This window comes from Pseudonocardia sp. CA-107938 (assembly GCF_050936315.1).
Lineage (GTDB): Bacteria > Actinomycetota > Actinomycetes > Mycobacteriales > Pseudonocardiaceae > Pseudonocardia.
Genome location: NZ_JBNJNA010000001.1, coordinates 1,144,330 through 1,167,626, shown reverse-complemented (window position 1 = coordinate 1,167,626; position 23,297 = coordinate 1,144,330). Strand labels below are relative to the sequence as shown.

The window sequence follows — 23,297 nt, the reverse complement described above, 5'->3', positions numbered from 1 at the left end:
GTACTCAGCTGCCGAGGGCAGGGCCCGCCGGCGCCGCCAGCGCCATCGCCGGCACCCCGACCGGGGTGGCCGTGAACGGCTGCGAGCCGGGCACCAGCTGGATGTGACCGATGTCGCCGTGCTCGTTGGCGTACGCGAGGGCCTTGGCGAGGTCGGCCACCCCGTTGCTCGCGGGCAGCGGCGCCAGGTTCAGCGTGGACAGCACGCCGAACGCGCGGCCCTTGCTGTCGAGGAACGCGCTGCCGGAGTCACCGGGGACGCCCGGGGTCAGCGTGTAGACGGTGTGGGCGCGGCCCTTGCCCTCGTCGCCCGCGGACACCCCGACCTTCGGGCTGAGCAGCTCGATGCCGAGGCGCAGCGGCGAGTTGCCGTAGCTGTAGACCTGCTCGCCGAGGGGCAGCCCGGCGTCGCGCAGGCCCGTGGGCCCACCGAAGAACGGCACGCTCGAGCTGACGTCGTCGGCGTCCGCTGCGGCGATCTCCACCAGCGCGAAGTCGTTGAAGGCGCAGGTGTCGGGGTCGGTCTCGCCGCGGCTCTGCATCGTGACCCACGAGCTGTAGGCGAGCTTGCCGGCGCGCTTGGTGCCGTCGGCGGCGTCGATCGTGACGGGGGTGCCGATCCCGCCGGTGCCGGCGGAGCAGCCGTTGGTCTGGGTGGCGTCGCCGGTGCCGGCGCAGTGCGCAGCCTGCCCGAGGTAGGTGGTGTCACCGCTGGTGAAGATGAAGTTGCTGGTGCAGGTGCCGCCACCGGCGGTGGTGGTGTTCACGCCAGGCCGGATCGGGGCGTTCGCCGCCGGCGCCGTGGGCGCGACGGGAGCTGCCGCCGCCATCGGCGCCGCGACCGCGCTGAGGGTGATCACCCCGATCGCTGTCGCTGCTGCAGCCAATCCGCGCGTGCCGAACGCCATCAGTGCACCCCTCCGCCATGCCCAGGCCCCCGCTGGCCCGACTGGGGTACCAACGACCGTGCGGACCTACGGATATGCCTCCATTGTGGTTAATGCCGCAAGGGGAACACGGGCCGCGCCCCGGCCGTTGACAGCACACGCACCGTGGGCCACCGACGCCCGCACGGAGCGGCGACGCAGCACTACCAGCGGCCCGCTATCCTGGCGAACTCAGGGTCGGTCCATTTGCGCCGTTCCGCGCCGTATGAGAGATCAGCCAGGGAGGGTGAAGGCCACTCGGCCGCTGCCGCATGGACCGCAAGCGCATTCTCCGCAACCCACTGGTCTGGATCCTCGCCGCGATCCTGGTCTACTTCACGTTCAGCGTGCTCTTCGACGACACCCGCGGCTACACCCCGGTGCCCACGTCGGTCGCCCTGCAGCAGATCGACCAGGGCAAGGTGTCGAAGGCGTTGGTCGAGGACCGTGAGCAGCGGCTCCGGCTCGACCTCACCTCCCCGTACAACGGCTCCGACAAGATCATCAGCCAGTACCCGGCGCAGACCGGTGGCCAGATCGTGCAGAGCCTGCAGAACGCCCCGAACAAGCCGGAGTTCAACACTGCCGTGCGCCAGGACTCGTTCCTGGTCACGATGTTGATCTACCTGATCCCGCTCGGCGTGGTGCTGCTCATCCTGTTCTGGATGATGAACAACGCCCAGGGCGGCAACCGGGTCATGTCGTTCGGCAAGTCCAAGGCGAAGCAGCTCAACAAGGACATGCCGAAGACGACCTTCGCCGACGTCGCGGGCGCCGACGAGGCCGTCGAAGAGCTGTACGAGATCAAGGACTTCCTGCAGAACCCGGGCCGCTACCAGGCGCTCGGCGCGAAGATCCCGAAGGGCGTGCTGCTCTACGGCCCGCCCGGCACCGGCAAGACCCTGCTGGCCCGCGCGGTCGCGGGCGAGGCGGGCGTGCCGTTCTACACGATCTCCGGCTCCGACTTCGTCGAGATGTTCGTCGGTGTCGGTGCGAGCCGTGTCCGCGACCTGTTCGAGCAGGCCAAGCAGAACAGCCCGTGCATCATCTTCGTCGACGAGATCGACGCGGTCGGCCGCCAGCGCGGTGCCGGCCTGGGCGGCGGCCACGACGAGCGCGAGCAGACGCTGAACCAGCTGCTCGTCGAGATGGACGGGTTCGACGCGCGCGGCGGCATCATCCTGATCGCGGCCACGAACCGGCCCGACATCCTCGACCCGGCGCTGCTGCGGCCCGGCCGGTTCGACCGGCAGATCCCGGTCAGCGCGCCCGACCTGGCCGGTCGCAAGGCCGTGCTCGCCGTCCACTCGAAGGGCAAGCCGTTCGCCGGCGACGTCGACTTCGACGGGCTGGCCAAGCGCACCGTCGGGATGTCCGGCGCCGACCTGGCCAACGTCATCAACGAGGCCGCCCTGCTCACCGCGCGCGAGAACGGCTCGCTGATCACGGCCGCCGCGCTGGAGGAGTCGGTCGACCGCGTGGTCGGCGGCCCGCGGCGCAAGGGCAAGATCATCTCCGAGCAGGAGCGGAAGATCACCGCGTACCACGAGGGCGGGCACGCGCTCGCCGCGTGGGCGATGCCCGACCTGGAGCCGGTCTACAAGCTCACGATCCTGCCCCGCGGCCGCACCGGCGGCCACGCGCTCGTCGTCCCCGAGGACGACAAGGGCCTCATGACCCGCTCCGAGATGATCGGTCGCCTGGTGTTCGCGATGGGCGGTCGTTCCGCGGAGGAGCTGGTCTTCCACGAGCCCACCACCGGCGCGTCGTCCGACATCGACCAGGCCACCAAGATCGCCCGCGCCATGGTCACCGAGTACGGCATGAGCGCCCGGCTCGGCGCCGTCCGGTACGGCAGCGAGCAGGGCGACCCGTTCCTCGGTCGCTCGATGGGCAAGCAGGCCGACTACTCGCTCGAGGTCGCCCACGAGATCGACGAGGAGGTGCGCGCGCTGATCGAGGCCGCGCACACCGAGGCGTGGGAGATCCTCAGGACCTACCGCGACGTGCTCGACGAGCTGGTGTTCGAGCTCCTGGAGAAGGAGACGCTCACCCGCAAGGACCTCGAGCGCATCTTCGGCTCGGTGGAGAAGCGCCCGCGCATCACCGCGTTCAACGACTTCGGTGGTCGCACCCCGTCCGACAAGCCGCCGATCCAGTCGCCGGCCGAGCTGGCGAAGGAGCGCGGCGAGCCGTGGCCGCCGCAGCTCGAGGCCAAGCCCGAGCCCACGCCCGTCGGGTCGTACCCCGGTGGCAACGGCGCGGTGCCGGTCCCGGGCCCGAACGGGCGCGCGCCCGCGCCCGATCCGCGGCCCAGCGCCGTCCCGCACAACTACGGTGCCCCACCGGACTGGCGGCCCGCCACGACGCCGTCGGGGCAGACCTGGCCGCCGGCGGAGCGCCAGTGGCAGCAGCCGGGCGGGCAGGTCGCGCCACCGGCGCCGGCCGAGCCGCAGCCCGTCACCGGTCCGGGCTCGCCGTGGGCGGCCCCGGGTCGTCCCGAGTCCGAGCGCCGCGACACCAACGGCAGCGGAACGGGGCCCGACGAGGGCGGCAGGCGCTGAGCGAGACCACACAGGGGGTCGACCGGCCACGCGCCGAGGCCGCCGTCCGGGAGCTGCTGATCGCGATCGGGGAGGACCCTGATCGCGAGGGGCTGCGCGACACCCCGGCGCGGGTCGCGCGCGCGTACGAGGAGATCTTCGCCGGGCTCTACACCGAGCCCGACACCGTGCTGGAGAAGACGTTCGACGAGCAGCACCAGGAACTGATCATGGTGCGCGACATCCCCATGTTCTCGACGTGCGAGCACCACCTGGTGCCGTTCCACGGACACGCGCACGTCGGGTACATCCCCAACACCGAGGGCAGGGTCACCGGGCTGTCGAAGATCGCGCGGGTGGTCGATCTGTACGCGCGTCGGCCGCAGGTGCAGGAGCGGCTCACCGGCCAGGTCGCCGACGCGCTGGTGCGCAAGCTCGACCCGCGCGGCGTCATCGTCGTGATGGAGGCGGAGCACCTGTGCATGGGCATGCGGGGCATCCGCAAGCCCGGCTCCACCACCACCACGTCGGCGGTGCGGGGGCTCTTCCAGACCTCCCCGTCGTCGCGCGCCGAGGCGCTCGCGCTGATCAGGGGCAGTTGATGCCACTGCCCCGGCCCGGGCGGTGCGTCGTGATGGGGATCCTCAACGTCACCCCCGACTCCTTCTCCGACGGTGGTCTCTTCTTCGACCACGACGCCGCGGTCGCGCACGGCGTGCGCATGCACGCGGCGGGTGCCGACCTGGTCGACGTCGGCGGGGAGTCGACGCGGCCCGGTGCTGGCCGGGTCGACCTCGAGGTGGAGGCGGCGCGGGTGCTGCCCGTCGTCGCGGACCTCGCCGCGGAGGGTGTGCAGGTCAGCATCGACACCACCCGGGCTTCGGTGGCCGAGGCGGCCGTCGAGGCGGGTGCGGTGCTGGTCAACGACGTGTCCGCCGGGTTGGCCGATCCCGCGATGGCCAAGACGGTGGCGGCGCTCGGGGTGCCGTGGGTGCTGATGCACGGCCGCGGCCCGAGCGCCACGATGGGCGAGCGGGCGGAGTACGTCGACGTCGTCGAGGAGGTGCGGGCCGAGCTGCGGCAGCGCATCGACGCCGCGGTGGCCGCGGGCGTCGACCCGGCGGCGCTGGTGATCGACCCCGGGCTCGGCTTCGCCAAGCACGGCGAGCACAACTGGGCGCTGCTGCGCGGGCTGCACCGGTTCACCGACCTGGGCCTGCCGGTGCTGGTGGGGGCCTCGCGCAAGCGGTTCCTCGGGGAGCTGCTGGCCGCCCCCGACGGCACCCAGCGGCCGATGGAGGGTCGTGGCCTCGCCACCGCGGTGATCAGCGGCCTGGCCGCCCACGCCGGTGCGTGGGGGGTGCGGGTGCACGACGTCGCCGAGTCCCTCGACGCCGTCGCCGTCGCGGCCGCGTGGGACGGCGCACGGTGAGCGACCGCATCGAGCTGCGCGGTCTCACCGTCCGCGGCCACCACGGCGTGTTCGACTTCGAACGCCGCGACGGGCAGGACTTCGTCGTCGACGTGACGGCGTGGCTCGACCTCGCCCCGGCCGCGGCGTCGGACGACCTGGCGCAGACGCTGCACTACGGCGAGCTCGCCGAACGCGTGGCGGCCGTCGTCGCCGGCGAGCCGCGAGACCTCATCGAGACGGTCGCGGGCGCGATCGCCGACGAGGTGCTCACCGATCAGCGGGTCGCGGCGGTCGAGGTCACCCTGCACAAGCCGAGCGCGCCGATCCCGCTGCAGTTCGCCGACGTCGCCGTGGTCGTGCACCGGAGTCGGGCATGACCCGCGCGGTGCTCTCGCTCGGCTCGAACCTGGGCGACCGGGAGGCGCACCTGCGGGCCGCCGTCGCGGGCTTCGCCGACGTGCTCGTGGCCGCCTCGCCGGTGTACGAGACCGCGGCCTGGGGTGGCGTGGAGCAGCCGGACTTCCTCAACGCCGTCCTCGTCGTCGCGGACCCGGGCACGGACGCGTGGGGCTGGCTGCGCCGCGGTCAGGCGCTGGAGAACGCGTCCGGGCGGGTGCGCGAGGTGCGTTGGGGGCCGCGGACGTTGGACGTCGACGTCGTGCACGTCGAGGGCGTCACCAGCGACGACCCCGAGCTGCTGCTCCCGCACCCGGGCACCCCCGACCGGGCGACGGTGCTGCGGCCCTGGCTCGACGTCGACCCGGAGGCGGCGCTGCCCGGCCACGGCCGCGTCGCCGACCTGCTGGCCGCGCTCGGCCCGGACGCGGAAGCCGGCATGCGCCGCACGCCCGTGGTGCTGGTGTGACGCGGAAGGTGGCGTTGATCATGGGCAAAACGTGGCCAGTGGATCTTCCTGAGCGACGTTTTGCCCATGATCAACGCAACGGGGGGCGGCCGTGACCCCCACCAAGCCCCGGGATCTGCTCGCGATCGGGCTCGTCGTCGGGCTGCTCGCGAACCTGCTCGTCCGCCTGACCTACGGCTCGCTGCCCGCGTTCCCGCTGCTCGCCGGCGCGACGTTCGGGGTGCTCGCGGTCGCCGAGGCCGTCGCCGGGTACCTGTTCCGGGCGCGCATCCGCCACGAGCCGGGTACCCGCCCCGTCCAGCCACTGGTGGCGGCCAGGGCGGTGCTGGTGGCGAAGGCGTCGTCGGTCGCGGGTGCGGTGCTGGCCGGCTGCTGGCTGGGCCTGCTGTCGTACACGGCGCCGCGGGCCGCGGACATCACCGCCGCCGCCGACGACACCGCATCGGCGGCCGTCGGCCTGGTCTGCGCGCTGGCGCTCGTCGGTGCCGCGCTGTGGCTGGAGCACTGCCTGCGCGCCCCGGACGATCCTGCCGACGGCCCCGACCCCGCCCCGTAGGCTTTCGCGACATGGCGCAGGTCATGACCGGCTTCACCCGGTACACGCAGCAGATGCCGACGCAGACCCGGCAGCGCCGGTTCGTGCTCGGGCCGGTCGTGGTGCTGGTCGTGCTCGCGTTCTTCGTGCTCGTCGCGATCGGCATCGTGCAGGCCGAGGTGGGCCCCGGCGGCGTGCTGCTGGGGGCACTGCTCGCGCTGCTGCCCGTCGGGCCCGTGGTGGCGGCGTTCCTGTGGATCGACCGGTGGGAGCCGGAACCGCCGCACCTGCTGCTGTCCGGCTTCGTGTGGGGCGCCGGCGTCGCGGCCTGCATCGCGATCGTGCTCAACTCCGTCGCCGGCGTGCTGCTCGACGCGCGGCTGGGCGCCGAGTCCGGCTCGTTGATCACGGTCTCGGTGGTCGCGCCGATCGTCGAGGAGGCGGTCAAGGGCGCGTTCGTCGTCGGGCTGCTGCTGTTCAAGCGGCGCGAGTTCGACGGCATCACCGACGGGATCGTCTACGCCGGCATCACCGCGGCCGGGTTCGCGTTCACCGAGAACATCCTCTACATCGGCCGCACCTTCGGCGAGGACGCGCAGGGGCCGGCCACCCTCACCGTCGTCATCCTGCGCTGCGTGTTCTCCCCGTTCGCGCACCCGCTGTTCACGTCGATGACGGGCATCGCCGCGGGCATCGTCGCCGCCGGCCGCCGGGGATCGGCGTCCTGGTTGGCGCTGCCCGTCGGGTACGTCGCGGCGGTGCTCCTGCACGGGCTGTGGAACGCGTCCGGCACGCTCGGGGGCGGCGGCGGGTTCATCGGCGTGTACGGGTTCGTCATGCTGCCGGTGTTCATCGGCCTGATCGTGCTGGCCGTGTGGCAGCGTCGCCGGGAGCAGCGCACCGTCGTCGAGCAGCTACCCGGGTTCGCCCAGGCGGGGTGGATCTCGCCGAGCGAGATCACGCTGCTGTCGAGCCTGGCGGGGCGGCGCAACTGGCGGACCGCGGTGCGCCGCCAGTCCGGGCGCAACGTGGAGAAGGCGGTGGCGCGCTACCAGGCGGCCGTCACGGAGATGGCGTTCCTGCGGGCCCGGATGAACCGGGGCTCGGCGGGCAAGCTGGGCGCGCTGTGGCACGAGGAGGCGCTGGCCGAGCTGCTGTCGGCGCGGCTGGCGGCCGTCGGGCACCCGCAGGCGCTCACCGTCGCGCTGCGGCACGGGGGCCCGCGCAGCGGCGCCCGGCCAGGTTCGCAGCAGCAGTGGACGCCGCCCCCGCCCGGTCCGGCCCGCGGCCAGCGTCAGCACTACGGCCCGCTTCCGCCCAACCTGCCGCCCCAGAGCTGGCCGCACGGCCCCCGCTGAGCGACCTCACACATCCAGTGCGGACCTCGCACATGCTGCAACCTGTGTGAGGTCCCCACTCGGTGTGTGACGTCGTGAAGGACGTCACGCACTGTCGCCACGCCGCGACACGCGCGTCTAGCCTGTGCTCGCCGTACCGACGGAGGTGCGGCATCGTCCGGTACCCGAGCTGCGGGACTGGAACGAAGGAGTACGCGCATGGCTGCAGGCCGACCTGCCCGCCTCGGGGTGGGCATCGTGTCCGCCGGCCGGGTCGGGGCGGTTCTGGGCGCGGCCTGGGCGGCCGCCGGCCACCACGTGACCGGTGCGTCCGGGGTCTCCCGCGAGTCCGTGCGCCGCGCCGAGGTGCTCCTGCCGGACGTACCGCTGCTGCCACCTGACGAGGTGGCGTCCGCCGCCGACCTGGTGCTGCTCGCCGTGCCGGACGACGTGCTCCCCGGCCTGGTGACGGGCCTGGCGGCGGCCGACTGCTTCCGCCCCGGGCAGATCGTGGTGCACACCTCGGGCGCCTCCGGGGTGGCGCCGCTGGCCCCGGCGACGGAGCGCGGGGTGCTCCCGCTGGCCCTGCACCCGGCGATGACGTTCACCGGCCGCACGGAGGACGTCGCCCGGCTGGCCGGTTGCTGCGTCGGCGTCACCGCCGCGCTGGGCGACGAGGTCGGCTGGAGCGTCGGCGAGGCGCTCGCCGTCGAGCTGGGGGCGGAGCCGGTGCGCATCCCCGAGGACGTGCGCCCGCTCTACCACGCCGCGCTGGCGCACGGCGCGAACCACCTGGTCACGCTGGTGCGCGACTGCGTCGAGCTGCTGGAACGGGCCGGGGTGACGCCGGCGGAGCGGCTGGTGGCCCCGCTGCTGTCGGCAGCGCTGGACAACGCGCTGCGCCACGGCGACCGCGCGCTGACCGGCCCGGTCGCCCGCGGCGACGTCGACACCGTCCGCACGCACCTGCGGGTGCTCGCCGAGACCGACCCCGACCTGGCGCGGACCTACCGCGCGCTGGCGGAGCGCACCGTGCACCGGGCGGAGGCGGCCGGCCTGCTGCCCGACCACACCGCGAAGGACGTGCGCAGCATCCTGGAGGACGAGTGACCACAACGCGTCGCGGCTACACCACGGGCGAGCTGACCGTCCACCGCTCACCCGCGGAGCTCAACAAGATCACCCGCACGCTGCGCGGGGCCGGCCGCAAGGTCGTCTTCGTGCCGACGATGGGCGCGCTGCACGAGGGTCATCGCGAGCTGATCCGGCACGCCCGCCGCGCCGCCGGCGCCGTCGTCCCGGTCGTGTCGATCTTCGTGAACCCGCTGCAGTTCGGCCCGAACGAGGACCTTGCCCGCTACCCGCGCCCGCTGGAGGCCGACCTGGCCGCCTGCCGGGAGGAGGGTGTCGAGCTGGTGTTCGTGCCCGAGGTCGCGGACATGTACCCCGAGGGCGCCGAGACGAAGGTGCACGCCGGCCCGCTGGGCGCGCGCCTGGAGGGGGCGGTGCGGCCCGGCCACTTCGCCGGCGTGCTGACGGTCGTGGCGAAGCTGTTCCACATCGTCGGGCCGGACGTCGCGTTCTTCGGCGAGAAGGACTACCAGCAGCTCGTGCTCGTGACGAAGATGGCGCGCGACCTGGACTTCCCGCTGCACGTCGTGGGCGTGCCGACGGTCCGCGAGCCGGACGGGCTGGCGCTCTCCTCGCGCAACGCGTACCTGTCCCCGCAGGATCGTGAGCGGGCCCCGACGCTGCACCGCGCCCTGAAGGCCGGTGCGGGCGTCTCGGCGAACGGACCGGACGCCGTGCTCGCCGCCGCGCGCGCGGTGCTGGACCAGGAGCCCGCGCTCGACGTCGACTACCTCGAGCTCACCGACGCCGAGCTCGGCCCGCCGCGGGTCGGCGCGCCGGGCCGGCTGCTCGTGGCCGCCCGGCTGGGCGGCACCCGCCTGATCGACAACATCGCGATCGCGCTCTGAGAGGACCGGCGATGCTGCGCACGATGATGACCTCCAAGATCCACCGCGCGACGGTGACGCAGGCCGACCTGCACTACGTCGGCTCGGTGACCGTCGACCGCGACCTGATGGACGCGGCCGGCCTGCTGGAGGGCGAGCAGGTGGCGATCGTCGACATCACGAACGGCGCGCGCCTGGAGACGTACGTGATCGAGGGTCCGCGGGGCAGCGGCGTGATCGGCATCAACGGTGCCGCCGCGCACCTCGTCCACCCCGGTGACCTGGTGATCCTCATCGCTTACGGTCAGTTCGACGAGAAGGAGCTGGAGAGCTACGCGCCGCGGGTGGTGTTCGTCGACGCGGCCAACCGGATCGTCGAGCAGGGCAGCGACCCCGCGCACGCCCCGGCCGGGTCGGGCCTCCGTTCCGGCGCGCTGGTGTAGCCGCCGGTGCTGCTCTGCGTCGACATCGGCAACACCCAGATCGCGCTCGGCGTCTACGACGCATCGCTGGACGGCCCCCGCCCACCCGTCGTGCGGGACTGGCGGATGCGCACCGACCCGCGCATGACCTCCGACGAGCTGGAGGTCGCGTTCGACGCCCTGCTGGGCACGTACGCGCCGCACGTCCGCGGGGTCGCCGCGCTGTCGACGGTGCCGAGCCTGCTGCGCGAGCTGCGGATGATGCTGGACCGGCGCGACGACCCGCACGTCGTCGTCGGGCCCGGCGTGCGCACCGGGGTGCCGCTGCTGGTGGACAACCCGCGCGAGGTCGGCGCCGACCGCGTGATGAACACCCTCGCCGCGCACGCGATCTTCGACACGGCGTGCGTCGTCGTCGACTTCGGCACCTCGACCAACATCGACGTCGTCTCCGCGAAGGGCGAGTTCCTCGGCGGTGCGCTGGCTCCCGGCATCGAGATCTCGATGGACGCGCTGGCGACCCGCGCGGCAGCCCTGCGCACCGTGGAGTTCGTCAGGCCGCGGTCGGTGATCGGCAAGAACACCGTGGAGTGCCTGCAGTCCGGGGTGCTCTACGGCTTCGCCGGACAGGTGGACGGGCTGGTGCGGCGGATCGTCGCGGAGCTGGGCAGCAAGGCCGGCCCCGTCACCGTGATCGGCACCGGCGGGCTCGCCCCGCTGATGGCCGGCATCTCCGAGACGATCACGGAGTACGTCCCGGAGCTCACGCTCGCCGGTCTGCGCCTGACCTACCTGCGCAACCTCTGAGCCCGCAGGACGTCGGTGCACAGGGGCTGCTCGAACGTCCCGCTCGCCGTCTCGGGCCGGGACGCGAGGTAGTCGCGCAGCCGCCCGAGCGCGGCGTCGCGCTCGGCGGGCTCGGCCGCGAGCGCCCACGAGTGGGTGGACAGGTTCGCGATCATGGTGTCGATGGTCTGCGGGACCGCGTGGCGGAAGGTGTGCAGCTCGCTGGGGCCGAACGCGGGATGCGCGGGGAACCCGTGGTTGCCGTCGCCGCGCGGCCCGAGGCCGAGCACCGCGTTGCCGCCGGCCACCCACTCGACGCTCTCGTCGTCCCGGTTCCAGAGCGCGGCGAGCGTCCCGCCCGGCCGGAGCACCCTGGCGAACTCGTCCAGCGCGCGTGCGGGGTCCATCCAGTGCCACGCCTGCCCGATGACGATCGCGTCGACCGAGCCGTCGGGCAACGGGATCTCCTCGGCCGTTCCCTGGCGCGAGTCGACGTCGGGCAGGAGGCGACGCAGCTCGGCGAGCATCTCCGGGTCCGGCTCCACGGCAGTGACGCGCAGGTCCGGGCGCGCCACCAGCGACGAGGTGAGCTTGCCGGTGCCGGCCGCAAGATCGAGCACGTGCGGCCCGGGGGCACCGGCGAGCGCCCGGTCGACCGCGGAGTCCGGGTAGCCGGGCCGGTAGGTCGCGTACGCCGCCGCCGCGGCGCCGAACGACCTGCTGCGCACCTGTCGATCATCCATTCCTCGAAGGTAATACCCGTGCGAGGGGGCCGGGACGGCGTTACTACCCTTCGAGCGTGGACAGCAACGCGCCTGAACCGACCGAGTCCGAACTGCCCGAGCAGATGCGGATCCGGCGGGAGAAGCGCGCGGCGATGCTCGAATCGGGTATCGAGCCTTATCCGGTGCAGATCGCCCGCACGCACAGCCTGCGCGAGGTCCGCGCCGCCCACCCCGATCTCGCGCCCGACACCGCCACCGGCGACATCGTCGACGTCGCCGGTCGGGTGATCTTCGTGCGCAACACCGGCAAGCTCTGCTTCGCCACGCTCCGCGAGGGCGACGGCACCGAGCTGCAGGCCATGCTCAGCCTCGCCGTCGTGGGCGAGGAGGAGCTGGCGCGCTGGAAGGCGAACGTCGACATCGGCGACTTCGTGGCCGTGCACGGCGAGGTGATCACCTCCCGCCGCGGCGAGCTGTCGGTGATGGCGGACTCGTGGACGATGGCGGCGAAGGCGCTGCGCCCGCTGCCCACCGCGCACAACGAGCTGTCGGAGGAGACCCGCATCCGGCAGCGCTACGTCGACCTCGTCGTCCGGCCGCAGGCGCGCGAGATGGTGCGCACGCGCGCCACCGTCGTCCGCACGTTGCGCGCGGTGCTCGAACGGCAGGCCTACGTCGAGATCGAGACCCCGATCCTGCAGCTCCTGCACGGTGGCGCCAGCGCCAGGCCGTTCGTCACCCACGCCAACGCGCTCGGCCAGGATCTGTACCTGCGCATCGCGCTGGAACTGTTCCTCAAGCGCGCAGTCGTGGGCGGGATCGAGCGCGTCTACGAGATCAATCGCGTCTTCCGCAACGAGGGCATCGACTCCTCCCACTCGCCGGAGTTCACGATGCTGGAGGCCTACCAGGCCTACGGAAGCTACGACACGATGGCGGAGCTGACCCGTGAGCTCGTGCAAGAGAGCGCTCGCGCCGTGTTCGGTTCCACGCAGGTCACCCATGCCGACGGATCCGTTCACGACCTCGGCGGCGAGTGGCGTTCGGTCACGTTCTTCGGGGCCCTGTCCGAAGTAGTGGGTAAGGATGTGGGACCGGACACGTCCGTCATCGACCTGCGGGCACTCGCCGCCGATCGTGATGTGGACCTCAAGCCCGAGTGGGGAGCCGACGACATCGCGCTCGAGCTGTTCGAGAAGCTCGTCGAGCACACCCTCGTCGAGCCCACGTTCGTGCGCGACTACCCGATCGGTGTGCGCCCATTGACACGGCGGCACCGCGACGATCCGAGGCTCGCGGAAGCATGGGACCTGTTCATCTTCGGCGGTGAGCTCGCCACCGCGTACTCCGAGCTCGTCGACCCCGTCGACCAGCGGGAACGGCTCCATGCGCAGTCGTTGCGGGCCGCCGCGGGTGATCCGGAGGCCATGCAGCTGGACGAGGACTTCCTGCGGGCGCTGGAGTACGGAATGCCGCCGACCGGCGGGATGGGAATGGGCGTGGACCGGCTGCTCATGACGCTCACGGGCGTCGGCATCCGGGAAACCATTCTGTACCCGCTCGTGCGTTCCGAGTAACCGTTCACCGAACCCGGTGGGCCGTCTCGACACAATCGACTGAATAGCTCTATCGTGGGGTATGGGCGACCCGATCCCGCGGTCGCGATTCGAGCTGAAGTACGGAGGCTGACGTGGCGGAGATCCGCGAGGTCCGGCTGATCGACGACATCGACGGCGAACCCGCCGACGAGACCGTCACGTTCGGTATCGACGGGAGGTCGTACGAGATCGACCTTTCCGCGAGCAACGCGGGCAAGCTGCGGGACGCGCTCTCCGAATTCGTCGCCTCGGCCCGCCGTTCGGGTGGGCGCCGCCGCACGGGTTCGGCACCCGCGGCCCGCAAGCCCATCATCGACCGCGAGCAGAACCAGGCAATCCGGGAGTGGGCGCGCAAACGGGGCGAGCAGATCTCCGACCGTGGACGTATCCCGGCCCGGCTCGTCGAGGCCTTCCACGCCGAGAACTGAGCGCCTGCGTCACACTTGAGCGCTCACAGGTTCCCAATGGGGTTAGCCTGACCTTACTCGGTCGATGAGGAGGTACGGCGTGGCCCGGAGGACGACCACTCTCGAGGTTCGGCGCACGGAGCGGCTCACCCCGCACATGATCAGGGTGGTCGCGGGCGGCGGGAACATCGCGGAGTTCCCCGACACCCCGCACACCGACCGCTACGTGAAGATCATCTTCCCGCGGCCGGGCGTCAGCTACCCGGAACCGTTCGACATGGAGACGGCCCGCGAGCTGCCCCGTGAGCAGTGGCCGGCCGTGCGCACGTACACGGTGCGCGCGCTCGACCCGGCCGCAGGCGAGCTGACCATCGACTTCGTCCACCACGGCGACGAGGGCCTGGCCGGCCCGTGGGCGGCCGCTGCACGGCCGGGTGACGTGCTCCGCCTGATGGGGCCCGGCGGCGCCTACGAGCCCGACCAGGGCGCCGACTGGCACCTGTTCGTCGGGGACGAGAGCGCGCTGCCCGCCATCGCCGCGGCGCTCGAGCGGGTCCCCGCCGGCGTGCCGGCACTTGCCGTGCTGGAGGTCGGTGGTCCCGAGGACGAGCTGCCGCTGAAGTCCGCCGCCGACCTGGACGTGCGCTGGCTCCACCGCAGCCCCGACCGTCCCGACCAGCTCGTCGAAGCCGTCGCGGCGGCGGAGTTCCCGCCCGGCCAGGTGGACGCGTTCGTGCACGGCGAGGCCGGCTTCGTGCGCGCCGTGCGCCGCCACCTGCTCGCCGAGCGCGGCATCCCCCGCGCGAACCTCTCCGTGTCGGGCTACTGGCGCCGCGGCCGCGACGAGGACGGCTGGCAGGCCGACAAGCGCGCCGAGCGCGAGGCCGACGAGGCCGCCGCGGCGGCGGAGGAAGCGGCGGGCACGGCCTGAGCTGCGCCCTCACCGTTCAGCCGACGGCGAACACGGGTGGGAATCCGGAGTGGTCCACTGCACGTTGTTGCAATGTAAGCGGCAAGTGGTGGTCGCGCACCGGGGCGGCCGAGCCACCCGTGCCGATACAGTGGTATCGGGCGTACGCGGCGCTGCGGGCGCCGCTCGACATGACGGCACGGTCGCGGACGTTCCTATGCGGCGCGGTACGGCGCAGTAGGCGAGGAGTAACGATGTTCGAGAGGTTCACCGACCGAGCAAGGCGGGTTGTCGTCCTGGCGCAAGAAGAGGCCCGGATGCTCAACCACAACTACATCGGCACCGAGCACATCCTCCTCGGCCTCATCCACGAGGGGGAGGGAGTGGCCGCCAAGGCCCTCGAGTCCCTGGGGATCGCCCTGGAGGGCGTCCGGCAGCAGGTCGAGGAGATCATCGGCCAGGGGCAGCAGGCGCCGAGCGGGCACATCCCGTTCACGCCACGGGCCAAGAAGGTCCTGGAGCTGTCGCTGCGCGAGGCGCTGCAGCTGGGGCACAACTACATCGGCACCGAGCACATCCTGCTCGGCCTCATCCGCGAGGGTGAGGGCGTTGCGGCGCAGGTGCTGGTCAAGCTGGGTGCCGACCTGAACCGGGTGCGCCAGCAGGTGCTGCAGCTGCTCTCGGGCTACCAGGGCAAGGAGCCCTCGGAGTCGGGTTCGAGCGGCCGCGGCGAGGGCACGCCCTCGTCGTCGCTGGTGCTCGACCAGTTCGGGCGCAACCTGACGAGCGCGGCCCGCGAGGGCAAGCTCGACCCGGTCATCGGTCGCGAGAAGGAGATCGAGCGGGTCATGCAGGTCCTCTCCCGGAGGACCAAGAACAACCCCGTGCTGATCGGCGAGCCCGGCGTGGGCAAGACGGCCGTCGTCGAGGGGCTGGCGCAGGCCATCGTCAAGGGCGAGGTGCCCGAGACGCTCAAGGACAAGCAGCTCTACACGCTCGACCTGGGCTCTCTGGTCGCCGGCTCGCGCTACCGCGGTGACTTCGAGGAGCGCCTGAAGAAGGTGCTCAAGGAGATCTCCACGCGCGGCGACATCATCCTGTTCATCGACGAGCTGCACACGCTCGTCGGCGCAGGTGCCGCCGAGGGCGCGATCGACGCGGCCAGCATCCTGAAGCCGAAGCTTGCCCGCGGCGAGCTGCAGACGATCGGCGCCACCACGCTCGACGAGTACCGCAAGTACGTCGAGAAGGACCCTGCGCTGGAGCGCCGCTTCCAGCCGATCCAGGTGGGCGAGCCGAGCGTCGGCCACACCATCGAGATCCTGAAGGGCCTGCGCGACCGGTACGAGGCGCACCACCGCGTCACGATCACCGACTCGGCGCTGGTGCAGGCGGCCACGCTGGCCGACCGCTACATCTCCGACCGGTTCCTGCCGGACAAGGCGATCGACCTGATCGACGAGGCCGGCGCCCGCATGCGCATCCGCCGCATGACCGCGCCGCCGGACCTGCGCGAGTTCGACGAGAAGATCGCCGGCGTCCGTCGCGACAAGGAGTCCGCGATCGACGCGCAGGACTTCGAGCGGGCCGCGCACCTGCGCGACCAGGAGAAGCAGCTGCTCGGCCAGAAGGGCGAGCGCGAGAAGAAGTGGAAGTCGGGCGACCTCGACCAGATCGCCGAGGTCGACGACGAGCAGATCGCCGAGGTGCTGGCGAACTGGACCGGTATCCCCGTGTTCAAGCTCACCGAGGAGGAGACCACCCGTCTGCTCCGCATGGAGGACGAGCTGCACAAGCGGATCATCGGGCAGGAGGAGGCCGTCAAGTCGGTCTCCAAGGCCATCCGCCGCACCCGCGCCGGCCTGAAGGACCCCAAGCGCCCGTCGGGCTCGTTCATCTTCGCCGGCCCGTCCGGTGTCGGTAAGACCGAGCTCTCCAAGGCGCTGGCGAACTTCCTGTTCGGCGAGGACGACGCGCTCATCCAGATCGACATGGGCGAGTTCCACGACCGCTACACCGCCTCGCGGCTCTTCGGTGCCCCTCCCGGGTACGTGGGCTACGAGGAGGGCGGCCAGCTCACCGAGAAGGTGCGGCGCAAGCCGTTCTCGGTGGTGCTGTTCGACGAGATCGAGAAGGCGCACCAGGAGGTCTACAACACCCTCCTGCAGGTGCTGGAGGACGGCCGCCTGACCGACGGTCAGGGCCGCACGGTGGACTTCAAGAACACTGTGATCATCTTCACCTCGAACCTGGGCACCCAGGACATCTCGAAGGCCGTGGGCCTCGGCTTCAGCCCGACCAACGACGAGGGCTCGAACTACGAGCGCATGAAGTCGAAGGTCAACGACGAGCTGAAGAAGCACTTCCGCCCCGAGTTCCTCAACCGCATCGACGACATCGTCGTGTTCCACCAGCTCACCGAGTCCCAGATCATCGAGATGGTCGACCTGATGATCACCCGGGTCGAGGGCGCGCTGGCGAACAAGGACATGGCGATCGAGCTCACCCCGGCGGCGAAGTCGCTGCTGGCCAAGCGGGGCTTCGACCCCGTGCTGGGTGCGCGACCGCTGCGCCGCACGATCCAGCGCGAGATCGAGGACCAGCTGTCGGAGAAGATCCTCTTCGGCGAGGTCGAGCCCGGCCAGATCGTCATCGTCGACGTCGAGGAGGACGCCGAGGCGAAGGGCGACGAGAAGGAGAAGTTCGTCTTCCGCGGCGAGCCGAAGCCGATCAGCGTCCCCGACGCCCCGCCGGTCGACCTGGCGAAGTCCGGCGAGGAGTGAGCTAGCTCCGAGCACGTCCCGAACGGCCCGTCCTGCGCTGCAGGGCGGGCCGTTCGGCGTTCCCGCGGTTGTCCGACAACCTCGCCCGCAATGGCGAAGACCGGACCACGTCTTCCGACGTGGTCCGGTCTTCTGTCTGGGGTCCCGGCGTGCATCACGTCGGAGGTGGACCGATGTCCCCGGGGGAGACGGTCGTGATGAAGGCGGGTAGTCCGACAGCGTTCAGGTTCTCCGGGTGGACAGCGCCCATGCCCAGGATGACGAGGGCGATGAGGCCGGCGAACAGCAGAACCAGGACGATCCGCCAGTTGACCAGGAGAACTGCAGCTAGAAGGGTCAGTGCCAGGAACGCTCCATTCATGACGTCACCTCCGGTGGGGTTCGAGACACCATTGAAGCCTGACGTCGGTTGTCAGTCAACTGATACAAGTCATCAGACGACAGATGTTCGTTCAGCGTTGACTGATGTCCGCGCCTGGGCTACCGTTCGTACGACTCCCTGCCGAGGGCTGGACCGGCCTGTCCCGGAACGGCGCGCCACGGGGAATCCGGCCGATGGAGGGCTGTGAGGACGATCGGGCGCGCGGGAGAGCCATGAGCACCGACCGTGACCGCACCTTCGAGCTGACGCTCGATGCCGGCCGTCCGTTGCCCGACGTGATCGCCGACAAGATCCGCGGACTCATCGACTCCGGCCACTACCGACCCGGTGGGCGCCTCGACAACGAGACCGAGCTGGCCCGCAACATGAAGGTCGCGCGCAGCTCCGTGCGCACCGCCCTGCAGCGGCTCGAGACGCTCGAGCTGCTCGAGGTGAAACGCGGGCTGGGCTGGTACGTCCGGCGCACCCCGCCGTCCACGGCGCGTCCGGGGCTGTTCGAGGTCGGCGGCTACAGCGCGGCCGACCTGTTCGAGCTGCGCATCGGCCTGGAAGGGCTCGCGGCCAGCCTGGCTGCGGTCCGGGCATCCGCGGCCGAGGTCGAGCTGGTCCGCAAGTGGAACACCGACTTCCGGCACGCCGGCGAGGACCGCGATCTCCTGCTGGAGGCCGACGAGGGCTTCCACCTGGAGATCGTGAAGCTCAGCCGCAACCGGCTGCTGCTCGACACGTACGTCCCGATCGTCGAGCGCATCCGGGAGTGGCGCTACGACAGCTACTCCGGCCGCGGTGTGCCGCTGCGCGCGGCGCGCGAGCACGACAAGATCATCCGGTACCTCAACAACGACGACCCGGGCGGTGCGCGCGCCGCCATGAACAGCCACCTGCAGCGCCTCTACGACGAGCTGCCCGACCTCGTCGAGGAACCGCTCGACTCGACGGAGAGCTGGTCCGACGCCGAGCCGCAGTGGTCCGGCGCGGCGATCGACTGACGAACGCGCCGGTGTCCGCCCAGCAGTAGCGCATCGCCCGGTCGAGTGGCGATGATGTCGCCGAGAGTTATCGGCGATGGGGTGGGCGGATGGCTGTCGGGCTCGCGGCGGCCGCCGCTGTGTGCTTCGTCGTCGCGGCGGCCGTCGGACCGGACGACCCGTCGTTCTGGCTGCGGCTCACCTACCTGCTCGCCGTGTGCGCGGGAGTGTTCCTGCTGATCGGCGCGCTCGCCTGGGCCGCGCGTCGTCGGATCGAGCAGCTGCTCGCCGACCGGCTCGTCGACCTGGCCAGCCCGTCCCTGATCCGCGCCATGCCGCCGCGGACCGTGCTCGAGTCCCTGCTGCCGTGGATCTACGGCGACACCAGGGGCCACGAGGACGTGCTCGCCGGCGTGCTCGGCGGCGCGGGCCGCGACCTGGACGGTGGTGACACGGCGGTGAGCCGCAACACCACCGCGCACTTCCGCCTCTGGACCGTGGACGACGGCATCTGCGCGAACGAGGCCGAGTGGACCCACGAACTGACCGGGGTGCGGCAGAGCCACAAGTTCGTCGTCTTCGCCACGCACGACGAGCGGATACTGGCGGCGATCGCGACCGAGCGCCGGTTCCCGCTGTTCGAGTCGTTCCAGGTGCAGGAGGAGGACGAGCTCGACGACTTCGTCCGGCGCGTCCGCGACGACGTCCGGCTGGGCATCACCTACCGCGACACCTCGGGCCGGATCCACCGGATCGCGCCGCGCGCGGTGGACGGCGAGCTCGTGCCGCTGCGCCGGTTCGACCAGTACGTGGGCCTGCCCGACGACGTGGACCGCAAGGACCTGTGCATCGTGCAGTTCGACCTGTGGGACCTCGTCCACGACGACCACGTCCCGCGCACGATCGAGGAGCTCACCGTCCGCGTCCGGGGTACGCCGGGCGCGGACATGGGCTGGTACGTCTGGTCCGTCCCGCACCCGTGCTTCGTGCGCGACATCAGCTTCGACGTCGTCGACCTGGCCCCGCCCGCGGGCCGCTACGAGTTCATGATCGTGCGCTCGGCCCTGCGCAACACGGTGGCCGCGCCCAGCGCGTGGATGGTGCTCGACGAGCCGCTGCTGCAGAACGTGGACTCCTGGATGCTCCCCGGGCACGGGGTGACACTCTTGTGGCGGCTCGCCCCCGACCCCGCCTGATCGGAGCCCCGATGCCGTCCCGAGCCGCGGCGCTCGTCGCCGCGCACCGCCTGTTCGGCACGCCCGCCGACATCGTCCGCGACCGGCGGGTGCTCTTCCGGGCACTGGCGACGGTCGTCGGCTCCCCGCTCGCCGCGGCGGCGGACGGCGTGCTCGACAACCCGGTCGTGCGGGGACGGCTCGGTGCGGCGTTCGTCGACGGCGGACCGGCGGGCACCGGTACGGACCTCGCGGAGCTGGTGGCGAGCGGCTGCGCCGTCGACGTCGCGGGGTGGCCGGTGCGCGTCGCCTCGACGCCGAGCGCCCCGCGGTTGCTCGAGCCTGCGCTACGGGGGGTGCGCGAGGCGCTGCGTGCCCACGGCGACCACGACGCCGGTCCGCTCGTCGTCACCGGAGACCGCGTGCGGTCCGTGCTGCCGATCGTCCTGGCGGGGATCCGGCTCGCCGTGGACGCGGTGCCCGAGCTCGCCGGTGACCTGCTGCAGCACCTCGCACTCGTCGCGCTGACCGACCGCCGCCGGTCCGGCCGACTCGGCTCGGCCTCGGAACGGGACCACCCGGGACTGATCGTGCTCCCGGAGCCGGAGAGCCCGGCGGAGGTCGCCGAGGCGCTGGTCCACGAAGGCACCCACCTGGTGTTCTTCGATCTCGGGGTCACCCGGGAGCTGCTGGCCGACGGCCACTGGACGGCGCCGGCGTTCCGCCCGTCGTGGGCGGCCGCGACCGCGCCTGCATGGCCGATGGAGCAGACGTTCGCGGCCTGGCACGCCTACACGGCGCTGGCGGCGCTGGCCGAGTCCGGCATCGACCCGGCCCCCGGTTCGCTGCTGCCCCGGGCCCGGGAGCGGGCGGCCGAGCTCGGCGAGCAGGTCCTGCACTGCGGCCGGTACCTGGGCCGCGACGGGCACCTGTTCGTGACGACGTTGCTCGGGCGCGCACCCCGGCCGGCGCCTGCGATCGGGCGCGCCAGCGCGGCACCCGTGCTGGCTGTGCACCGCTCCGGACGGCGCACCCTGACGGTCCGCGCGGGTCATCCGCCGGAACTCGTCTGGACACAACCCGATATCGCGGCCGCAACGCTTTGACCTGCACCGACGTGTCTTCCTGGGCCGGTGGCGGGCATTCGGGTGACGGCCGATAGTGTGCCGCGCAACATCGGCGCCTCTCCCGTGAAGGGCACACACATGGCGAACGAAGCATCCGGCGATTCGGCAATGGGGCCGGAGGCGCGGGTGTCGTGGTTCCGCACCGGGGGCGAGCGCCCGGTCAACGGCGGTGGCAACACCGTGTTCGTCCGTCCCGCAGACGAGGAGCCTGCTCCGGCGTCGCACGAGGAGCAGTAGCGCTCTCAGGCGTCAGGCACCAGCTGCGCGGCGAGGGCCACGCGGCGCGGGTCGCGTCGCGGCAACCGCTGCTCCAGATGTCGGAGCAGTTCGGGATCGGCGGCGGTGCGTGCCAGCGCCCACATGGCGTCGACGTCGCCGCTGCCGAGCACGGCCGCACGGACCGCGCAGGCGAGCTGCTCCCGCTCGTCCCGCACCGCGGGGGCCGTCGAGGCAGGCAGCAACGGGCCGCGGTAAGCGAGTGCGGCCTCTCGGACCCGTCCGACCAGCAGGGCGTCGCGGACCGATCGGAAGTCGGCGTCGACCCGCGCCCGCAGCCGGTACGGCGGCGTCCTCGGCACGATCATGGGCAGGTGGGCGCGCAGGCGGTGCACGTCGGCGCGGACGGTCCGGGCCGCGTCGGGGTCGCCGTGCAGCAGCGTGGCCAGCTCCGCCGCGGTGCTCCCGTCCGGGTGCAGGACCAGCACGGTCAGCAGCTCGGCGAGCCGCAGCGGTAGCCGGACCGGTCGCCCGTCGACGTGCACGACCGGGCGTTCCGCACCCAGCACCGGCACGGTGAGCACCGGCAGTGCGGTCGCCGTGGCGCGAACCGACCGCAGCAACCAGCCTCCCGACAGCGGTTCCAGCACCCCTTCGCCACCGTCGAACCGCACCCGGTCACCACCGGCCGGCAGCGCGATCCGGGCCGGCAGCCAGCCGGCCGGGCGGGCGGCCAGCACGCGCCCGTTGGCCGCGAGCACCGCGGCGGGCTCGTCGCGCAGGTGGGCGAGCCCGCGAACCAGCAGGCGCCCGTCCCGCGCGGCGGAGTGGGCGGCGAGGTGGCGCTCGGCCAGTCCCGCAGCGGCGGCCACCAGCGCGGACGTCGTCGGATGGACGGTGAGGGAGGGTTCGTCGACGTCGAGGGCGCCGATCAGGTCTCCGGTGTCCGGGTCGTGGATCGGCGCCGCGGCAGGTGTCCACGGGTGGCGGGTGCGCGCGCCGTGCTCCGCGGGGCCGAAGGGGCCCCGCTCGCCCAGCCGGCACAGGACGAGCCCGCGCCCGTCCGTCAGTATCAGGACGTGAGCCGTCTCGTCGGCGATCTCGACCAGGGTCCGGCGCAGCAGCGGCAGCACCGGGGCGAGTGGGTGACCGGCGCAGAGCCGGTCGAGGACGCCCATCACGCCAGCATCCGCGCTCACCTGGGAGTGAGGCAAGGCAACCTGACCCGGATTCGCAGGAGCGGCTGACCGGAAGGGCAGTTACCGCAGGTTCGGAAAAGGTGACGGCCCGGACCACGTCGTGGTCCGGGCCGTCGCGTTGCCTCAGGTGTACCAGGTGACGTAGAGCTCGTACCGCGTCGGCGTCTCCTCGATGCAGACGTAGTCGTCGGCGCCCCGGTTCTGCTTCCAGTAGTACTCGCCGTCGTGCTCGCAGTTCGTGCGGTCGTGGAACGTGCCGACGTGCTGGGTGATGGACCCCTCCGCGAACGCCGGGGTGGCGGTAACGGCCACCACGGCGAGCGCGATCAGCGCGCCGGCGGCGAGCTGCCGGATCACGTGTACCACTGCAGGAAGAGGTCCCACCGCGTCGAGCTCACCTTCGAGCAGAAGTACCTGTCCGCGTGCTCCTGACGCTGGAGTTGGCTGCCCGCCTCGCTGCAGGTGCCTTCCGTCGGGTAGCTCCCTCGTGGCTCGGTGATCACCCCGCTCTGCCCGGCGAGCGCCGGTGTCGCGGTGCCGCCCACCACCGCCAAGGCCAGGGCTGCCGCGACGGCTGCCCTGGCTGCGAACCGTGTCGGTCTACGCATGAACCACCCCTCAGGATCCAGACGAACGACGTGCACGGCACGCTAGGAACGGTGCCGACGCCGGTCCATCTTTTCGGTGGAACCGCGAAAGGTTGCCCTCACTGCGCGCGGTCGCTAGCGAACTCCGCTGCGCATTTCGCGCCGATCAGGTGTGGTAGATGAAGTACAGGTAGTAGGCCGAGCCCTGCGCCTGGCAGAACCAGCTGTCCGCGCCGGACCCCGGGAACTTCTCGGCCCCCTTCTGCTTGCACTCCGTCAGTGTTTTCCAGGCACCCTGTGGCACGGTGATGAAGCCATCGGTCGCAGCAGCGGCCGGGCCTGCGGTGCCGGTGACCAGCGTCAACCCGATCGCCGCCGTGATCGCGGCACGTCGAGCCTTCGATGCGAATCCGTTCATCGTCCCCCCAGAGTCGA

At 71.9% G+C, this 23,297-nt stretch carries 26 protein-coding genes; 19 read left to right on the top strand and 7 right to left on the bottom strand.

What is annotated here, in order from left to right; all coding sequences use genetic code 11:
• Positions 1–4 precede the first annotated feature (4 nt).
• Positions 5–907 carry a serine protease gene (locus tag ACQEVB_RS05795; protein ID WP_432966094.1) on the bottom strand — a complete coding sequence of 301 codons (903 nt, stop codon included), beginning with the start codon at positions 905–907 and terminating at the stop codon, positions 5–7.
• Between the two features lie 290 nt (positions 908–1,197).
• Between ACQEVB_RS05795 and ftsH the strand changes: the two genes are divergently transcribed.
• From ftsH to ACQEVB_RS05740, 11 genes are all read left to right on the top strand, one after another.
• Complete coding sequence (ftsH, locus tag ACQEVB_RS05790; RefSeq protein ID WP_432966091.1) at positions 1,198–3,489, top strand: ATP-dependent zinc metalloprotease FtsH; 2,292 nt, start codon at positions 1,198–1,200, stop codon at positions 3,487–3,489.
• Positions 3,486–4,070, top strand: a complete 585-nt coding sequence (gene folE, locus ACQEVB_RS05785) for a GTP cyclohydrolase I FolE (protein WP_432980173.1) — start codon at positions 3,486–3,488, stop codon at positions 4,068–4,070. The genes ftsH and folE overlap by 4 nt, the downstream gene beginning before the upstream one ends.
• A gap of 32 nt (positions 4,071–4,102) precedes the next feature.
• Positions 4,103–4,900 carry a dihydropteroate synthase gene (gene folP, locus ACQEVB_RS05780; protein WP_432966088.1) on the top strand — a complete coding sequence of 266 codons (798 nt, stop codon included), beginning with the start codon at positions 4,103–4,105 and terminating at the stop codon, positions 4,898–4,900.
• A complete protein-coding gene (gene folB, locus ACQEVB_RS05775) occupies positions 4,897–5,259 on the top strand; it encodes a dihydroneopterin aldolase (protein ID WP_432966085.1) in 363 nt (120 codons plus the stop codon). The genes folP and folB overlap by 4 nt, the downstream gene beginning before the upstream one ends.
• Entirely contained in the window at positions 5,256–5,747 is a 492-nt protein-coding gene (gene folK, locus ACQEVB_RS05770; protein ID WP_432966082.1) for a 2-amino-4-hydroxy-6-hydroxymethyldihydropteridine diphosphokinase, read from the top strand. The genes folB and folK overlap by 4 nt, the downstream gene beginning before the upstream one ends.
• Positions 5,748–5,838: 91 nt before the next feature.
• Complete coding sequence (locus ACQEVB_RS05765; RefSeq protein ID WP_432966080.1) at positions 5,839–6,303, top strand: DUF3180 domain-containing protein; 465 nt, start codon at positions 5,839–5,841, stop codon at positions 6,301–6,303.
• Between the two features lie 11 nt (positions 6,304–6,314).
• A complete protein-coding gene (locus tag ACQEVB_RS05760) occupies positions 6,315–7,640 on the top strand; it encodes a PrsW family intramembrane metalloprotease (protein ID WP_432966077.1) in 1,326 nt (441 codons plus the stop codon).
• A gap of 198 nt (positions 7,641–7,838) precedes the next feature.
• Entirely contained in the window at positions 7,839–8,729 is an 891-nt protein-coding gene (locus tag ACQEVB_RS05755) for a Rossmann-like and DUF2520 domain-containing protein (RefSeq protein ID WP_432966074.1), read from the top strand.
• Complete coding sequence (panC, locus tag ACQEVB_RS05750; RefSeq protein WP_432966071.1) at positions 8,726–9,598, top strand: pantoate--beta-alanine ligase; 873 nt, start codon at positions 8,726–8,728, stop codon at positions 9,596–9,598. The genes ACQEVB_RS05755 and panC overlap by 4 nt, the downstream gene beginning before the upstream one ends.
• A gap of 11 nt (positions 9,599–9,609) precedes the next feature.
• A complete protein-coding gene (gene panD / locus ACQEVB_RS05745; protein WP_432966068.1) occupies positions 9,610–10,020 on the top strand; it encodes an aspartate 1-decarboxylase in 411 nt (136 codons plus the stop codon).
• Between the two features lie 6 nt (positions 10,021–10,026).
• The gene (locus tag ACQEVB_RS05740; protein WP_432966065.1) at positions 10,027–10,806 is read left to right on the top strand and encodes a type III pantothenate kinase; all 780 of its coding nucleotides are present in this window, start codon (positions 10,027–10,029) and stop codon (positions 10,804–10,806) included.
• Here the strand turns inward: ACQEVB_RS05740 and ACQEVB_RS05735 are convergent.
• Positions 10,788–11,528, bottom strand: a complete 741-nt coding sequence (locus ACQEVB_RS05735; protein WP_432966062.1) for a class I SAM-dependent methyltransferase — start codon at positions 11,526–11,528, stop codon at positions 10,788–10,790. The two genes, ACQEVB_RS05740 and ACQEVB_RS05735, sit on opposite strands and share 19 nt — an antisense overlap.
• A 104-nt stretch (positions 11,529–11,632) precedes the next feature.
• Between ACQEVB_RS05735 and lysS the strand changes: the two genes are divergently transcribed.
• The 4 genes from lysS (at position 11,633) to ACQEVB_RS05715 (ending at position 17,208) form a co-directional block, all read left to right on the top strand.
• The gene (gene lysS, locus ACQEVB_RS05730; protein WP_432980170.1) at positions 11,633–13,087 is read left to right on the top strand and encodes a lysine--tRNA ligase; all 1,455 of its coding nucleotides are present in this window, start codon (positions 11,633–11,635) and stop codon (positions 13,085–13,087) included.
• A gap of 113 nt (positions 13,088–13,200) precedes the next feature.
• Positions 13,201–13,536: a histone-like nucleoid-structuring protein Lsr2 gene (locus ACQEVB_RS05725; RefSeq protein WP_432966059.1), complete on the top strand. Its 336-nt coding sequence runs from the start codon at positions 13,201–13,203 to the stop codon at positions 13,534–13,536.
• Positions 13,537–13,600: 64 nt separating this feature from the next.
• Positions 13,601–14,446, top strand: a complete 846-nt coding sequence (locus ACQEVB_RS05720) for a siderophore-interacting protein (protein ID WP_432966056.1) — start codon at positions 13,601–13,603, stop codon at positions 14,444–14,446.
• Between the two features lie 233 nt (positions 14,447–14,679).
• Positions 14,680–17,208, top strand: coding sequence for an ATP-dependent Clp protease ATP-binding subunit (locus tag ACQEVB_RS05715; RefSeq protein ID WP_432966053.1), 2,529 nt, complete (start codon positions 14,680–14,682; stop codon positions 17,206–17,208).
• Positions 17,209–17,362: 154 nt separating this feature from the next.
• Here the strand turns inward: ACQEVB_RS05715 and ACQEVB_RS05710 are convergent, their stop codons facing one another.
• Positions 17,363–17,569: a hypothetical protein gene (locus ACQEVB_RS05710; RefSeq protein ID WP_432966050.1), complete on the bottom strand. Its 207-nt coding sequence runs from the start codon at positions 17,567–17,569 to the stop codon at positions 17,363–17,365.
• A gap of 233 nt (positions 17,570–17,802) precedes the next feature.
• On the opposite strand from ACQEVB_RS05710, the gene ACQEVB_RS05705 reads away from it, so the two are divergent.
• The 4 genes from ACQEVB_RS05705 (at position 17,803) to ACQEVB_RS05690 (ending at position 21,097) form a co-directional block, all read left to right on the top strand.
• Positions 17,803–18,579 (top strand): FadR/GntR family transcriptional regulator, encoded by a 777-nt coding sequence (locus ACQEVB_RS05705; protein ID WP_432966048.1) that lies wholly within the window; start codon positions 17,803–17,805, stop codon positions 18,577–18,579.
• 89 nt (positions 18,580–18,668) lie between these two features.
• Complete coding sequence (locus ACQEVB_RS05700; protein WP_432966045.1) at positions 18,669–19,754, top strand: hypothetical protein; 1,086 nt, start codon at positions 18,669–18,671, stop codon at positions 19,752–19,754.
• Between the two features lie 11 nt (positions 19,755–19,765).
• Complete coding sequence (locus tag ACQEVB_RS05695; RefSeq protein ID WP_432966042.1) at positions 19,766–20,839, top strand: aKG-HExxH-type peptide beta-hydroxylase; 1,074 nt, start codon at positions 19,766–19,768, stop codon at positions 20,837–20,839.
• Between the two features lie 99 nt (positions 20,840–20,938).
• On the top strand, positions 20,939–21,097 hold the full coding sequence (locus ACQEVB_RS05690) for a hypothetical protein (protein ID WP_432966039.1): 159 nt from the start codon (positions 20,939–20,941) through the stop codon (positions 21,095–21,097).
• Between the two features lie 5 nt (positions 21,098–21,102).
• On the opposite strand, the gene ACQEVB_RS05685 is transcribed toward ACQEVB_RS05690, so the two are convergent.
• From ACQEVB_RS05685 to ACQEVB_RS05670, 4 genes are all read right to left on the bottom strand, one after another.
• Positions 21,103–22,254, bottom strand: a complete 1,152-nt coding sequence (locus ACQEVB_RS05685) for a transcriptional regulator (protein ID WP_432966036.1) — start codon at positions 22,252–22,254, stop codon at positions 21,103–21,105.
• A gap of 144 nt (positions 22,255–22,398) precedes the next feature.
• Positions 22,399–22,632, bottom strand: a complete 234-nt coding sequence (locus ACQEVB_RS05680) for a hypothetical protein (protein WP_432966034.1) — start codon at positions 22,630–22,632, stop codon at positions 22,399–22,401.
• Entirely contained in the window at positions 22,629–22,883 is a 255-nt protein-coding gene (locus ACQEVB_RS05675; protein ID WP_432966031.1) for a hypothetical protein, read from the bottom strand. The genes ACQEVB_RS05680 and ACQEVB_RS05675 overlap by 4 nt, the downstream gene beginning before the upstream one ends.
• A 145-nt stretch (positions 22,884–23,028) precedes the next feature.
• Positions 23,029–23,280: a hypothetical protein gene (locus ACQEVB_RS05670; RefSeq protein ID WP_432966028.1), complete on the bottom strand. Its 252-nt coding sequence runs from the start codon at positions 23,278–23,280 to the stop codon at positions 23,029–23,031.
• Between the last annotated feature and the right edge of the window lie 17 nt (positions 23,281–23,297).